The sequence below is a fragment of the Methylophilus sp. UBA6697 genome (genome assembly GCF_002454655.1).
Classification (GTDB): domain Bacteria; phylum Pseudomonadota; class Gammaproteobacteria; order Burkholderiales; family Methylophilaceae; genus Methylophilus.
In genome coordinates this window covers 1-12,095 of sequence record NZ_DKJH01000043.1, presented here as the reverse complement: position 1 = coordinate 12,095, position 12,095 = coordinate 1, and the positions used below count along the sequence as shown (strand labels likewise).

Below are 12,095 nucleotides of genomic sequence, written 5' to 3'. Positions count from 1 at the left end.
CTCCAGTAATCGATTCGCTAATTTATCGAAGCGAAATGAATTAAATTCTGCGTTTTTTCGGTGGACGGCAGCCGTTATGCGGCACCGGTGTCACATCAGTAATGCTGGTGATTTTAAAACCGGCAGCATTCAACGCACGCACAGCGGATTCACGACCTGGACCTGGACCCTTGATACGCACTTCCAGATTTTTAACACCGGACTCTTGAGCAGCTTTACCAGCCACTTCAGAAGCTACCTGTGCAGCAAATGGAGTACTTTTACGTGAACCTTTAAAACCTTGACCACCGGAAGTAGCCCATGACAACGCATTGCCTTGACGATCGGTAATCGTAATAATCGTGTTGTTAAAAGAAGCGTGCACGTGAGCGATACCCTCGGCAATATTCTTTTTAACTTTTTTTCTAACCCGTACATTAGCTTTTGCCATGTTGTACTGTCCTTAATATCTACTGATGTTCAATAAAAGATTATTTAGATTGCTTGATGGCTTTAACCGGACCTTTGCGAGTACGCGCATTGGTTTTGGTACGCTGACCGCGCACTGGCAAGCCACGACGATGGCGAATACCGCGGTAGCAACCCAGGTCCATCAAACGCTTGATGTTCATGGTTACTTCACGACGTAAATCACCTTCTACAGTGTATTTAGCCACTTCGTCACGCAATTTTTCAACTTCTGAGTCGCTCAGGTCTTTAACCTTTGCTGTTGTCAGTACACCAGCCGCAGCACAGATTTTCTGCGCAGTATCGCGACCAATACCGTAAATAGAGGTCAAAGCAATTTCTGCATGTTTGTGGTTTGGGATATTTACCCCGGCAATACGAGCCATACTTAAACTCCAATAATCAATCGTTTTTCACGATCAAACTTGTGCGTAGAAAAGAAAAGCCGCATATTATATCAGCCAATCAATGCTCTCACAAGCAAATGTTTTACCATTAACCTTGACGTTGTTTGTGACGTGGGTCAGTACAAATAATACGAACAACGCCGCGACGTCTAACTACTTTACAGTTACGGCATAATGTTTTAACTGATGCGCGAACTCTCATCTTACTTTCCTTTATTTAATTCACTTACTTTGCGCGGAATGTAATTCGCGCACGGGTTAAATCATATGGGGTCATTTCTACTGTGACTTTGTCACCAGGCAAAATGCGTATGTAGTGCATGCGCATTTTGCCTGAAATGTAACCAAGCACTGTATGACCGTTTTCAAGTTTCACTTTAAAAGTTGCATTCGGCAAGTTTTCCAGAATCTCGCCTTGCATCTCAATGCGATCCTCTCGTGCCATTGCTACTTGCCCGAACCTTTAAAATTGGCTTTTTTCAGCAACCCCTCATACTGTTGCGACATCAGATGTGATTGCACCTGCGTCATAAAGTCCATCGTTACGACAACGATAATCAACAATGAAGTACCACCAAAATAGAACGGGGTATTAAACTTCAACACCAAAAACTCTGGCAACAAACAAACCAGCGTAATGTAGAGCGCACCAATCAATGTCAAACGACCCATGATGCGATCAATATATTTTGCCGTTTGATCACCAGGACGGATGCCTGGTACAAACGCGCCACTTTTCTTCAGGTTATCTGCCGTTTCTTTCGGATTGAAGACCAATGCCGTGTAGAAGAAAGCAAAAAACAAAATTGCGGCAGCAAACAACAAGATGTACAAAGGTTGGCCTGGAGAGAGTTTCGCACTCACATCCTTCAACCAGTACATATGCTCACTACTACCAAACCAGCCAGCCAATGTGGCTGGGAACAAAATAATACTTGAAGCGAAAATCGGTGGAATCACACCTGACATATTCAACTTCAGTGGCAAGTGCGTAGACTGACCACCATAAATACGGTTACCAACCTGGCGCTTGGCATAATTCACTGTAATCTTGCGTTGGCCACGTTCTACGAACACAACCAGCGCGGTTACCAGAAGCACTGCGACAAACAGGAACATTACCAAGGGAATGGAGAATGCACCGGTTTTTGCCAGATCTAAAGTACTGCCAATCGCATGCGGCAAGCCCGCAACGATACCGGCAAAAATAATGATTGAGATGCCATTACCGATACCACGCTCGGTAATCTGCTCACCCAACCACATCAAAAACATCGTGCCAGCAACCAACGTGGTCACGGCAGTAATACGGAATGCAAAGCCTGGGTCTAATACCAAACCAGCCTGACCTTCCAATGCGATGGCAATGCCTAAGGCTTGAAAGGTAGCCAATAACACCGTGCCGTAGCGGGTGTATTTGGTAATTTGACGACGACCAGCTTCGCCTTCTTTCTTCAGCTGCTCCAGCTGAGGTGAAACCACTGTCAGCAACTGCATAATAATTGAGGCAGAAATGTAAGGCATGATGCCGAGGGCAAACACGGTGAAGCGTGACAACGCACCACCGGAGAACATGTTAAACATGCCCAAAATGCCATCTTTCTGCGTATCAAACAACTGCTTTAACACAGTTGGATCAATGCCTGGCACTGGAATATGCGCACCTAAGCGGTAAACCACCAATGCGCCCAACAAGAACCACAAACGGCTTTTTAATTCACCAAGTTTGCTTACGGAACTTAAGATATTATCCTGTGCCAAGCTGATACTCTTTTCTTACAACTAATTAGACTTCAAGTACTTTTCCGCCAGCAGATTCGATGGCAGCTTGAGCACCTTTAGTCAACAACAACCCTTGAACCTGTACTTTGGCAGCCACTTCACCAGACAGGTAAACCTTCACTGCTTTTGCAGAGACAGGCACCAATTTGGCAGCTTTCAAAGACAAGATGTCGATCACTTCAGCATCCACCAAAGCCAACTCGCTAGTACGGATACGTGCGGTGTCAGCTTGTGTCAGTGAGTTAAAACCACGTTTTGGCAGACGACGTTGCAAAGGCATTTGACCACCTTCGAAACCGACTTTATGAAAACCGCCAGCACGGGATTTTTGACCTTTATGACCACGGCCACCAGTTTTACCTAAACCAGAGCCAATGCCACGACCTAAACGACGAGGTGCTTTTTTTGCGCCTGCAGCAGGCTTAATCGTGTTTAATTGCATGATTATTCAACCTTCAAAAGATAACTCACTGCATTGATCATGCCGCGAATTTCAGGAGTGTCCTGCACTTCTACAGTGTGGTGCATACGACGCAGACCCAGACCACGTACAGTGGCTTTGTGTGCTTCAATACGACCAATCAAACTTCTAACCAACGTTACTTTTAAAGTAGCGCTCTCTTTTTTTGCTTTAGCCATGATTAACCTCTGATTTCTTCTACGGTCTTACCACGTTTAGCGGCGATTTCAGCCGGCGTATTCATGGATGCCAAACCGTTCAAAGTTGCGCGAACCAGGTTGTAAGGATTGGTAGAACCAATACTTTTAGCAACCACGTTAGTCACACCCATTACTTCGAAGATAGCGCGCATCGCACCGCCGGCAATAATACCGGTACCTTCAGAAGCTGGCTGAATCAGCACTTTGGCTGCACCGTGAACGCCAGTCACTGCGTGATGCAATGTACCGTTGTTCAGGTTCACTTTAACCATGTTACGACGGGCTTCGTCCATGGCTTTTTGTACAGCCACTGGCACTTCACGTGCTTTACCTTTACCCATACCAACGGCACCATCACCATCACCAACTACGGTCAACGCAGCGAAGCTCATGATACGACCGCCTTTAACCGTTTTACTTACACGGTTAACGGTAATCATTTTTTCGCGCAAACCATCGGTTTGCTGCTGTTCAATATCTTTAGCCATTCTTTATCTCACCCTTAGAATTTGAGACCGGTTTCACGGGCAGCTTCGGCCAAAGCCTTGATACGACCGTGATACTTGTAGCCTGAACGATCAAATGCAACAGTGGTAATACCAGCCTGCGCTGCTTTTTCAGCAATACGCTTACCAATCAGGGTTGCAGCTTCGATGTTGCCGCCATTTTTCAGTTGTTGACGCACTTCAGCCTCAACGGTGGATGCACTCGCCAATACGCGATCGCCAGTTTCAGCAATGATCTGTGCGTAGATATTGGTATTGGTGCGATGTACACTCAAACGTGTAACTTTTAACTCGGCGATTTTGGCACGGGTTTTACGTGCTCTGCGCAAGCGGTTATTTACGTTCTTCATTGAATTTACCTTTAATGTTGATTCACTGTTAAGGCCAGTGTCTAACCTTGCAGCATTACGCTGCAAGTGCCTTAGTTATTTTTTCTTGGTCTCTTTAATAGTGACCACTTCATCTGCATAACGAACACCTTTGCCTTTATATGGCTCAGGAGCACGGTAAGCACGAATCTGCGCAGCCACTTGACCAACCACTTGCTTGTTAGCGCCAGTCAAAATCACCTCTGTAGGAGTAGGTGTTTGCACAGTCACGCCTTCAGGCATTTTGTGGTTAATCGGGTGAGAGTAGCCTAACTCCAGGTTCAGGGTAGAACCTTGAGCATTTGCTTTGTAGCCAACACCAATCAGTGACAATTTACGGGTAAAACCAGTAGAAACACCTTGCACCATATTGGCCAGCAAAGCGCGCGTCGTACCTGACATCGCTCTTGCATGTTGTGTTTCGCTGGTCGCTTTAACCAACAATTCTTCACCTTCACGGGAAACAGAAATTTCTGAAACCAGCGCTTGGCTTAACTTACCCAGAGGACCGCTTACGGAGATCTCTGAAGGAGAAATTACAACTTCTACTTTCGCAGGAATCGCAATCGGGTTTTTAGCAACACGTGACATATTGATTCTCCTTAGGCCACGATGCACAAAACTTCACCACCGATACCGGCAGCTTGTGCTTTACGATCAGTCATCACGCCTCTAGAAGTGGAAACGATAGTCACACCTAAACCGTTCATCACTTTAGGCAGGTTCTGACTACCTTTATAAATACGCAAACCTGGCTTGGATACACGCTCAATCTTCTCAATTACTGGACGACCGGCATAGTATTTCAGGCTAATGTTCAAAACTGGCTTACCGTCATTGTTTTGAACGTTGAAATCATCGATGTAACCTTCATCTTTCAACACGTTTGCAATAGCGCCCTTCACTTTAGAAGCAGGCATTGAAACGGTTGTTTTATTCGTACGTTGCGCGTTACGAATACGGGTCAACATATCGGCAATCGGATCACTCATACTCATGTTCTACTCCTCCGTTACCAGCTGGCCTTGGTGACGCCTGGTACGTGACCAGCCATCATCAATTTACGCAACTCGTTACGTGCGATACCAAATTTACTAAACACACCACGTGGACGACCAGTCAAAGCACAACGGTTACGTGTGCGAACAGGACTGGAGTTGCGCGGCAGACTTTGCAACTTCAAACGAGCAGCCATGCGATCTTCGACGCTGGCAGACTGATCGTTGCTAGCAGCAACCAATTCAGCACGTTTAGCTGCATATTTTTTAACGGTTTCGCGACGCTTTTGCTCGCGCTCTGTCATACATACTTTTGCCATGACTTAACCTCTGAAAGGGAAACTGAACGCAGCCAAAAGAGCTTTCGCTTCTTCGTCTGTTTTCGCAGTTGTAGTAATCGTGATGTTCATCCCGCGCAGCGCATCGATTTTATCGTATTCGATTTCTGGGAAAATGATTTGCTCTTTCACGCCCATGTTGTAGTTACCACGGCCGTCAAAAGACTTGCCAGAGATACCACGGAAGTCACGAATACGAGGAATAGCCACAGTGATCAGGCGATCCAGGAATTCATACATGCGCTCACGACGCAGCGTTACCTTGCAACCAACAGGATAGTCGTCACGGATCTTAAATGCAGCGACAGATTTCTTAGCCTTGGTTACGATTGGTTTCTGACCTGCAATTTTCTGCATATCAGCAACAGCGTTTTCCATGACTTTTTTGTCAGCCACAGCCTCGCCCACACCCATGTTCAGGGTAATTTTCTCGATACGTGGAACCTGCATTGCAGATGTATAACCAAATTGTTCTGTCAATTTGGCAACCACGCTATCGTTATAATACTGTTTTAAACGTGCCATATATTATCCTATGCGTCGATAGACTCGCCGCTAGATTTGAATACACGAATCTTGCGACCATCTTCCAGTACCTTAAAACCAACACGATCAGCTTTTTGTGTTGCAGCATTGAAGATTGCCACATTGGAGCCGTCTACCGGCATTTCCTTGCTGATGATGCCACCAGTGATACCACGCATCGGGTTTGGGCGAGTGTGTTTTTTAACCACATTCAAACCTTCAACCACTACATGGCCTGTTGGCAAGACGCTTAAAACAGCACCTGTTTTACCTGCATCTTTACCTGTATTTAAAATGACCTGGTCACCTTTGCGAATTTTGCTCATTTGATTGTCTCCAAGCCAATTACAACACTTCAGGCGCCAGTGAAACAATCTTCATGAAGCGCTCACTACGCAATTCACGAGTCACAGGGCCAAAAATACGCGTACCAATAGGCTCCAGCTTGTTATTCAACAAGACTGCGGCATTGGCATCAAATTTAACTAACGAACCATCTGGACGGCGAACACCTTTAGCAGTGCGCACAACCACAGCGTTGTAGATTTCACCTTTTTTGACGCGACCACGCGGCGCAGCATCTTTAATGCTGACCTTGATGATGTCGCCAATGCTGGCATAACGACGCTTGGAACCACCCAAGACTTTGATACACTGAACGGAACGCGCACCAGTGTTGTCGGCTACTTCAAGCCGAGATTGCATTTGAATCATGAGAAATAATCTCCAACTTAATCCGTTATAACCACTACAGCCGCTTGCTTTCACAATTTCGGCCAATAGACCACGGTCAGTATTGGGGTGCCAGCTACATGCCAACTAAGGCGGGCACCGAAAAGTCCAACATTATACAACCAAAAAAACGCTTATGACAAGCGTTTTTCCGGTTTTATATTTGAAGCCTTATTTAGCTTCGATTTTGCTTACAATCCAAGATTTGCTCTTGGAGTATGGGCGTGTTTCTGTGATTGTCACAACATCGCCTTCGTTACATGCATTTGTTTCATCATGTGCATGGAACTTGTTCGATTTCACAACCACTTTACCAATCAGAGGGTGTTTCACTTTACGCTCGACAAGCACAGTCACGGTTTTATCCATCTTGTTGCTCACCACGCGGCCAGTCAAACTGCGTACTACTTTCGCTTTTTCAGTCATCATGCCTGTTTCGCTTTCTCAGCCAATACAGAGTTCACGCGAGCGATATCTTTGCGCACTTTACCCAGCTGATCTACTTTGTTCAATTGTTGGGTGGCTACTTGCATGCGCAGAGAAAACTGCGCACGGCGCAACTCAACCAACTCGTTATTGAGCTCATCTGCTGACTTTGCTCTCAATTCAGAAGCTTTCATCGTTACTACTCCTTAACTGCCAATTTGACGGGTCATGAATGTAGTTTCGACTGGCAGCTTCGCAGCAGCCAATTTGAAAGCCTCACGTGCCAGCTCTTCGCTCACGCCATCCATTTCGTACAGCATTTTGCCTGGCTGAATCTGGGCGATGTAGTAGTCCACGCTACCTTTACCGTTACCCATACGTACTTCAGCAGGTTTCTTAGAGATCGGTTGATCTGGGAACACACGAATCCAAACGCGGCCACCACGTTTAATGTGACGAGTCATCACACGACGTGCAGCTTCAATCTGGCGTGCTGTCAAACGACCGCGACCGACCGCTTTCAAACCAAATTCACCAAAGCTCACCTTGTTACCAGTAGTCGCAATACCTTTATTGCGACCCTTTTGCATCTTACGGTATTTCTGTCTAGCTGGTTGCAGCATCTTTAGCCCTCGGCTTTCTTACTTTTTTCTCTGGCTCAGCATCAGCAACGGCAGCGTTAGCAGCGTTGTCACCGAAGATCTCGCCTTTGAATACCCAAACTTTAATTCCGATAATACCGTAGGTGGTTGAAGCTTCAGCCACACCGTAATCGATATCAGCACGCAGTGTATGCAAAGGCACACGGCCTTCACGGTACCACTCGGTACGTGCGATTTCGATACCGTTCAAACGACCGGAACTCATGATCTTGATACCTTGCGCGCCCAAACGCATGGCGTTTTGCATGGCACGTTTCATGGCACGGCGGAACATCACGCGCTTTTCCAATTGCTGTGCAATGGATTGTGCGATCAAAGTAGCGTCCAATTCTGGTTTACGCACTTCTTCAATGTTCAGGTGCACCGGCACGCCCATCAGGCCTTGCAGGCTAGAACGCAAAGATTCGATATCTTCGCCTTTCTTACCAATCACAACACCAGGACGTGCACTGTGGATAGTGATTTTAGCGTTCTTGGCAGGACGCTCAATCACGATACGGCTCACAGCAGCACTCGCCAGTTTCTTGTTCAAGAACTCGCGCACTTTGATGTCGCCTTGCAACATCGCAGGGAAGTTCTGGCTATTAGAGTACCAACGTGAGGCCCAGTTTTTCTGAACGCTCAAACGGAACCCAATTGGATGAATTTTCTGTCCCATATTATTCCTTTGAGTCACCGACTGTCACATGAATATGACAGGTTGGTTTCGTAATACGACCAGCGCGACCTTTTGCACGAGCACGGATACGCTTCATCACCAAGCCTTTATCCACATAGATTGAAGTCACCTTCAATGTGTCGATATCAGCACCATTGTTATGTTCGGCGTTAGCAATCGCAGACAAAACCACTTTTTTGATAATCTCGGCACCACGCTTAGGGGTGAATGCCAGGATATTCAGTGCTTGATCTACTTTTTTGCCACGGACCAGGTCAGCCACCAGACGCGCTTTTTGCGGAGAAAGGTGTACGCCTTTTAAAACTGCAGTAACTTGCATAATCAGCCCCTTACTTCTTCGCTTTTTTATCAGCCGCGTGACCCTTGAACGTACGTGTCAACGCAAATTCACCGAGTTTGTGACCAACCATGTTTTCAGAAATCAACACAGGCACATGTTGTCTACCGTTGTGCACTGCGATGGTTAAACCAATAAAGTTTGGCAATACAGTCGAACGACGTGACCAGGTTTTAATTGGTTTTCTGTCGCGGTTCGCAGTGGCAGTTTCGACTTTCTTAGCCAAGTGAGCGTCCACAAATGGACCTTTTTTAATAGAACGTGCCATAGCGATTACCTTACATTTCTCGGACGACGACTTACACGCATGTTATCAGTACGCTTATTCTTACGAGTACGATAACCCTTAGTTTTCTGACCCCATGGTGACACAGGGTTCATACCAGCAGCTGTACGGCCTTCACCACCACCGTGCGGGTGATCAACCGGGTTCATCACCACACCGCGAACGGTTGGACGAACACCGCGCCAGCGCATTGCACCAGCTTTACCGATAGAACGCAGTGAATGCTCTTCGTTACCTACTTCGCCCAATGTGGCTTTGCAGTCAACGTGCACACGGCGCACCTCACCGGAACGCAAACGCAACTGAGCGTAGGAACCTTCACGCGCCAGCAACTGTACTGATGTACCTGCTGAACGGGCGATTTGCGCACCTTTGCCTGGTTGAATTTCGATGCAGTGAATCGTGCTACCGACTGGAATGTTGCGCAAGGGCAAGGCATTACCAGCACGGATAGGCGCTTCAGAACCGCTGATCAACTGTGCACCGGCAGCAATGCCACGTGGTGCAATGATGTAACGACGCTCACCATCGGCGTAGCACAACAGTGCAATGTTCGCCGTACGGTTTGGATCGTACTCAATACGCTCAACAGTCGCAGGAATACCATCTTTATTGCGACGGAAGTCAACAATACGGTAATGCTGCTTATGACCACCACCTTGGTGACGGGTTGTAATGCGGCCGTTGTTGTTACGACCAGCGTTTTTACTTTGACTTTCCAACAGTGGCGCGTAAGGTTTGCCTTTGTGCAAATCTGGTGTAACGACTTTCAATACACCGCGACGACCGGGGGAAGTTGGTTTGACTTTAACTAATGCCATGTCTTCTCTCCTTATTCGCCAGCTGCAAAGTTAATTTCTTGACCTGGCTTCAAGCTCACATAAGCTTTTTTCCAGTCGTTACGCTTACCAATACGACGGCCAGCACGCTTCACTTTACCTGCGACGTTAATCACAGATACAGAAGCCACTTCGACTTTGAACACCAGTTCAACAGCCGCTTTAATTTCTGGCTTAGTCGCGTCAGTGCGTACCTTGAAAGCAATTTGCTGATGTTTGTCAGCAATGAAAGTTGCTTTTTCAGTAATCTGAGGCGCCAAAATCACTTGCAATAAACGATCTTGTGTTTTAGTTGCTGCGGTAATCATGCCAAGATCTCCTCAAGTTTTTTCACAGCATTGGCTGTGACCAAAACGTTAGGGAAACGCACCAGACTTACTGGATCAGCATACTGCGCTTCAACCACCAATACGTTTGGCAGGTTACGGGAAGACAAGTACAAATTCTCATCAAAACCGTCAGTCAACAGCAATACACCGCCATCGATGCCCAGAGCATTGATTTTTTGTACGAATTGTTTAGTTTTTGGTGAGTCGATTGAAAAATCGTCTACTACCTTCAAACGGTCCTGACGTACCAACTCAGACAAAATAGTCTGCATGCCAGCACGGTAAGCCTTACGGTTTACTTTGTGGCTGTAGTTTTCGTTAGGGCTGTTTGGGAATGCGCGACCGCCTCCACGCCAGATCGGGCTGGATGCCATACCGGCACGGGCGTTACCAGTACCTTTTTGCGCATATGGCTTGTGTGTCGTGTGAGCAACGGTTGCACGTGTTTTTTGTGCACGAGTCGCAGTACGAGCGTTTGCCAGATAAGCAACAACCACTTCATGCACCAGGGACTCGTTAAATTCACGACCGAAAGTAACGTCAGACGCATCAACGCCTTTTTTAGCTACCTTGCCGTTTTGATCGATTAATTTCAGTTCCATTATTTAGCCCCTTTCGCTTTGATGGCTGGACGTACAACAACATTGCCACCTTTAGAGCCAGGTACGGAACCTTTAATCAACAACAGGTTACGCTCTGCGTCTACACGAACGATTTCCAGGTTTTGGGTTGTGACTTTAGCATCACCCAAATGGCCAGGCATGCGCTTACCAGGGAATACTCGACCTGGATCCTGCGCCATACCGATAGAGCCTGGTACGTTGTGCGAACGTGAGTTACCGTGAGAAGCACGGTTGGAGGAGAAGTTATGACGCTTGATCGCACCGGCAAAACCTTTACCGATGGAAGTACCTGTCACATCAACCAACTGACCAACAGAGAAAATATCAACAGTGACATTTCCACCTACTTGGAAGTTAGCCAATACATCTTCAGCCACATTGAATTCTTTGATACCAGCACCGGCAGTTACGCCCGCTTTGGCAAAGTGACCAGTCAACGCTTTGTTGATACGGCTGGCACGACGCTCACCGTAAGCAACCTGCAGGCCTGTATAGCCATCCGTTGCGACTGTCTTAACTTGTGTCACGCGGTTAGGAATCACTTCCAGCACAGTTACAGGAATGCTTGCGCCTTCATCTGTAAAAATGCGGGTCATGCCCACTTTGCGACCAATAAGCCCTAAGCTCATGATCAGTTCCTTATAATAGTTAAAGTGGACGATTACAATTGACCGTCCACCGAAGAGCGCGGATTATACCGAACTATTCTAGATTTGACAATAACCTTTTCTTTCGAAAAGGTTTATTGCAATATCAGCTTTTAAATTAAAGCTTGATTTCTACATCCACGCCAGCTGGCAAATCCAGCTTCATCAATGCATCAACAGTCTTGTCTGTTGGATCCACGATGTCCATCAGACGCTGATGGGTACGGATTTCAAACTGGTCACGGGAAGTTTTGTTCACGTGCGGTGAACGCAGAATGTCAAAGCGCTCGATACGTGTTGGCAATGGCACTGGACCTTTAACAACTGCACCAGTACGTTTAGCAGTATCTACGATTTCCAAAGCAGATTGGTCGATCAAACGATAATCAAATGCTTTCAGACGGATACGAATTTTTTGAGCTGCCATGTTTTTTCCTTAAAAAGAGCAAAAAGCGGCAGGATAACCCTGCCGCTCATAAAGATAATTACTCGATGATTTTGGCA

The 12,095-nt window shown here is 46.6% G+C and carries 26 protein-coding genes; all 26 read right to left on the bottom strand.

The window, feature by feature from the left end; genetic code table 11:
- Nucleotides 1-40: 40 nt before the first annotated feature.
- Nucleotides 41-430, bottom strand: coding sequence for a 30S ribosomal protein S11 (rpsK, locus tag B3355_RS11795; RefSeq protein ID WP_018986256.1), 390 nt, complete (start codon nucleotides 428-430; stop codon nucleotides 41-43).
- Nucleotides 431-470: 40 nt separating this feature from the next.
- On the bottom strand, nucleotides 471-833 hold the full coding sequence (rpsM, locus tag B3355_RS11790) for a 30S ribosomal protein S13 (RefSeq protein ID WP_019881242.1): 363 nt from the start codon (nucleotides 831-833) through the stop codon (nucleotides 471-473).
- Between the two features lie 109 nt (nucleotides 834-942).
- Complete coding sequence (gene rpmJ / locus B3355_RS11785; RefSeq protein ID WP_081620790.1) at nucleotides 943-1,056, bottom strand: 50S ribosomal protein L36; 114 nt, start codon at nucleotides 1,054-1,056, stop codon at nucleotides 943-945.
- A 24-nt stretch (nucleotides 1,057-1,080) separates the two neighbouring features.
- Complete coding sequence (gene infA / locus B3355_RS11780) at nucleotides 1,081-1,299, bottom strand: translation initiation factor IF-1 (RefSeq protein WP_019881241.1); 219 nt, start codon at nucleotides 1,297-1,299, stop codon at nucleotides 1,081-1,083.
- 2 nt (nucleotides 1,300-1,301) lie between these two features.
- Nucleotides 1,302-2,615: a preprotein translocase subunit SecY gene (gene secY, locus B3355_RS11775; RefSeq protein WP_019881240.1), complete on the bottom strand. Its 1,314-nt coding sequence runs from the start codon at nucleotides 2,613-2,615 to the stop codon at nucleotides 1,302-1,304.
- A gap of 25 nt (nucleotides 2,616-2,640) precedes the next feature.
- Entirely contained in the window at nucleotides 2,641-3,078 is a 438-nt protein-coding gene (rplO, locus tag B3355_RS11770; RefSeq protein ID WP_024929372.1) for a 50S ribosomal protein L15, read from the bottom strand.
- Between the two features lie 2 nt (nucleotides 3,079-3,080).
- Entirely contained in the window at nucleotides 3,081-3,275 is a 195-nt protein-coding gene (gene rpmD / locus B3355_RS11765; protein ID WP_019881237.1) for a 50S ribosomal protein L30, read from the bottom strand.
- Nucleotides 3,276-3,277: 2 nt separating this feature from the next.
- Nucleotides 3,278-3,784, bottom strand: coding sequence for a 30S ribosomal protein S5 (gene rpsE, locus B3355_RS11760; RefSeq protein WP_019881236.1), 507 nt, complete (start codon nucleotides 3,782-3,784; stop codon nucleotides 3,278-3,280).
- A gap of 14 nt (nucleotides 3,785-3,798) precedes the next feature.
- Entirely contained in the window at nucleotides 3,799-4,152 is a 354-nt protein-coding gene (gene rplR / locus B3355_RS11755) for a 50S ribosomal protein L18 (protein WP_019881235.1), read from the bottom strand.
- 75 nt (nucleotides 4,153-4,227) lie between these two features.
- Complete coding sequence (gene rplF, locus B3355_RS11750; protein ID WP_019881234.1) at nucleotides 4,228-4,761, bottom strand: 50S ribosomal protein L6; 534 nt, start codon at nucleotides 4,759-4,761, stop codon at nucleotides 4,228-4,230.
- 11 nt (nucleotides 4,762-4,772) lie between these two features.
- The gene (rpsH, locus tag B3355_RS11745; protein WP_019881233.1) at nucleotides 4,773-5,168 is read right to left on the bottom strand and encodes a 30S ribosomal protein S8; all 396 of its coding nucleotides are present in this window, start codon (nucleotides 5,166-5,168) and stop codon (nucleotides 4,773-4,775) included.
- Nucleotides 5,169-5,182: 14 nt separating this feature from the next.
- Nucleotides 5,183-5,488, bottom strand: a complete 306-nt coding sequence (gene rpsN, locus B3355_RS11740) for a 30S ribosomal protein S14 (protein WP_024929371.1) — start codon at nucleotides 5,486-5,488, stop codon at nucleotides 5,183-5,185.
- Nucleotides 5,489-5,491: 3 nt separating this feature from the next.
- The gene (rplE, locus tag B3355_RS11735) at nucleotides 5,492-6,031 is read right to left on the bottom strand and encodes a 50S ribosomal protein L5 (protein ID WP_019881231.1); all 540 of its coding nucleotides are present in this window, start codon (nucleotides 6,029-6,031) and stop codon (nucleotides 5,492-5,494) included.
- Nucleotides 6,032-6,039: 8 nt separating this feature from the next.
- Entirely contained in the window at nucleotides 6,040-6,357 is a 318-nt protein-coding gene (gene rplX / locus B3355_RS11730) for a 50S ribosomal protein L24 (protein WP_019881230.1), read from the bottom strand.
- 19 nt (nucleotides 6,358-6,376) lie between these two features.
- On the bottom strand, nucleotides 6,377-6,745 hold the full coding sequence (gene rplN, locus B3355_RS11725) for a 50S ribosomal protein L14 (RefSeq protein ID WP_019881229.1): 369 nt from the start codon (nucleotides 6,743-6,745) through the stop codon (nucleotides 6,377-6,379).
- Nucleotides 6,746-6,934: 189 nt separating this feature from the next.
- Nucleotides 6,935-7,192 carry a 30S ribosomal protein S17 gene (gene rpsQ / locus B3355_RS11720; protein WP_019881227.1) on the bottom strand — a complete coding sequence of 86 codons (258 nt, stop codon included), beginning with the start codon at nucleotides 7,190-7,192 and terminating at the stop codon, nucleotides 6,935-6,937.
- The gene (rpmC, locus tag B3355_RS11715) at nucleotides 7,189-7,383 is read right to left on the bottom strand and encodes a 50S ribosomal protein L29 (RefSeq protein WP_019881226.1); all 195 of its coding nucleotides are present in this window, start codon (nucleotides 7,381-7,383) and stop codon (nucleotides 7,189-7,191) included. Before rpmC ends, rpsQ begins: the two co-directional genes overlap by 4 nt.
- 12 nt (nucleotides 7,384-7,395) lie before the next feature.
- Nucleotides 7,396-7,812 carry a 50S ribosomal protein L16 gene (rplP, locus tag B3355_RS11710; RefSeq protein ID WP_019881225.1) on the bottom strand — a complete coding sequence of 139 codons (417 nt, stop codon included), beginning with the start codon at nucleotides 7,810-7,812 and terminating at the stop codon, nucleotides 7,396-7,398.
- On the bottom strand, nucleotides 7,796-8,509 hold the full coding sequence (gene rpsC / locus B3355_RS11705) for a 30S ribosomal protein S3 (RefSeq protein ID WP_019881224.1): 714 nt from the start codon (nucleotides 8,507-8,509) through the stop codon (nucleotides 7,796-7,798). Before rpsC ends, rplP begins: the two co-directional genes overlap by 17 nt.
- Before the next feature lies 1 nt (nucleotide 8,510).
- Nucleotides 8,511-8,849, bottom strand: coding sequence for a 50S ribosomal protein L22 (gene rplV / locus B3355_RS11700; RefSeq protein WP_018986274.1), 339 nt, complete (start codon nucleotides 8,847-8,849; stop codon nucleotides 8,511-8,513).
- A gap of 10 nt (nucleotides 8,850-8,859) precedes the next feature.
- The gene (rpsS, locus tag B3355_RS11695; RefSeq protein ID WP_019881223.1) at nucleotides 8,860-9,135 is read right to left on the bottom strand and encodes a 30S ribosomal protein S19; all 276 of its coding nucleotides are present in this window, start codon (nucleotides 9,133-9,135) and stop codon (nucleotides 8,860-8,862) included.
- A 5-nt stretch (nucleotides 9,136-9,140) separates the two neighbouring features.
- A complete protein-coding gene (rplB, locus tag B3355_RS11690) occupies nucleotides 9,141-9,974 on the bottom strand; it encodes a 50S ribosomal protein L2 (RefSeq protein ID WP_019881222.1) in 834 nt (277 codons plus the stop codon).
- 11 nt (nucleotides 9,975-9,985) lie between these two features.
- Nucleotides 9,986-10,300, bottom strand: coding sequence for a 50S ribosomal protein L23 (rplW, locus tag B3355_RS11685; RefSeq protein WP_019881221.1), 315 nt, complete (start codon nucleotides 10,298-10,300; stop codon nucleotides 9,986-9,988).
- A complete protein-coding gene (gene rplD / locus B3355_RS11680) occupies nucleotides 10,297-10,923 on the bottom strand; it encodes a 50S ribosomal protein L4 (protein WP_019881220.1) in 627 nt (208 codons plus the stop codon). Before rplD ends, rplW begins: the two co-directional genes overlap by 4 nt.
- Nucleotides 10,923-11,573, bottom strand: coding sequence for a 50S ribosomal protein L3 (rplC, locus tag B3355_RS11675; RefSeq protein WP_019881219.1), 651 nt, complete (start codon nucleotides 11,571-11,573; stop codon nucleotides 10,923-10,925). The genes rplD and rplC overlap by 1 nt, the downstream gene beginning before the upstream one ends.
- 136 nt (nucleotides 11,574-11,709) lie before the next feature.
- Nucleotides 11,710-12,018 (bottom strand): 30S ribosomal protein S10, encoded by a 309-nt coding sequence (rpsJ, locus tag B3355_RS11670; RefSeq protein WP_018986280.1) that lies wholly within the window; start codon nucleotides 12,016-12,018, stop codon nucleotides 11,710-11,712.
- Between the last annotated feature and the right edge of the window lie 77 nt (nucleotides 12,019-12,095).